Source organism: Kitasatospora sp. NPDC093558 (assembly GCF_040683475.1).
GTDB lineage: Bacteria > Actinomycetota > Actinomycetes > Streptomycetales > Streptomycetaceae > Kitasatospora.
In genome coordinates, this window is sequence record NZ_JBFBDY010001235.1 from 1 (window position 1) to 1,281 (window position 1,281).

Consider the following 1,281-nt stretch of genomic DNA (forward strand, 5'->3'; position numbering starts at 1 on the left):
GTATGGCCGCCCACGAGGCCGTCTCCGACGGGCTGCGCCGCCAGGGCCTGCGCTTCCTCGCCCCGGAGACCGCGCTCACCGAGCTGCGCCGCGCGATCGTCCACGAGGACGTCGCGGTGACCGTCGCGGACGTCGACTGGGAGCGCTACGCCCCCGTCTTCACCGCCGCCCGGCCGAGCGTCCTGTTCGACGAGCTGCCCGAGGTCCGCGCCCTCGCCCGCGGCGCCGCGGCCGACGCGGGCGCCGCCTCCGACCTCGTCCGCCGCCTGCGCGGGCTGGCCGAGGCCGAGCGCGACCGCCTGCTCGTCGACCTGGTGCGCCGCGAGGCCGCGGCCGTCCTCGGCCACGGCTCGGTCGACGGCGTGCCCGAGAAGCGCGCCTTCCGCGACGCCGGCTTCGACTCGCTGACCGCCGTCGAGCTGCGCAAGCGCCTCGCCGCGCTGACCGGCCTGCCGCTGCCCAGCACGATGGCCTTCGACCACCCGACGCCGGTCGCGCTCGCCGCCTTCCTGCGCGGCGAACTGCTCGACGGGCCAACGGACTTGACAGTGCCTTCGGTCGCCGCCGCCGACCCGGACGAGCCGATCGCCATCGTCGGCATGGGCTGCCGCTTCCCCGGCGGCGCGGCCGGCCCCGACCGGCTGTGGCGGCTCGTCGCCGAGGGCACCGACGCGATCTCCGAGTTCCCGGACAACCGCGGCTGGGACACCGGCCTCTACGACCCCGACCCGGACACCCCCGGACGCACCTACTCCACCCGGGGCGGGTTCCTGCACGAGGCCGGCGAGTTCGACGCCGCGTTCTTCGGCATCTCCCCGCGCGAGGCCCTCGCCATGGACCCGCAGCAGCGCCTCCTCCTGGAGACCACCTGGGAGGCCCTCGAATCCGCGGGCATCGACCCGACCTCCGTGCACGGCAGTGCGACCGGCACCTTCATCGGGTCCACGTACCAGGAGTACGGGCTCGGCATGGACGACAGCTCCGCCGGGCACGCCGTCACCGGCACCAGCCCGAGCGTGCTCTCCGGCCGGCTCGCCTACCTGTTCGGCCTGGAGGGCCCGGCCGTCACCGTCGACACCGCGTGCTCCTCCTCGCTCGTCGCGATGCACTGGGCCATGCAGGCCCTGCGCGCCGGGGAGTGCACGCTGGCGCTGGCCGGCGGCGTCACCGTGATGTCCACCCCGACCTCGCTGATCGAGTTCTCCCGCCAGCGCGGCCTCGCCCCGGACGGCCGCTGCAAGGCGTTCTCCGACCGGGCCGACGGGGTCGGCTGGTCCGAGG

1 protein-coding gene is annotated in these 1,281 nt (G+C 75.7%); it reads left to right on the top strand.

Translation table 11 applies throughout. The annotated features are described in order from the left end of the window. The coding region (locus tag AB0O00_RS40000) for a beta-ketoacyl synthase N-terminal-like domain-containing protein (RefSeq protein ID WP_363659584.1) at positions 1-1,281 on the top strand (1,281 nt) is incomplete at both ends.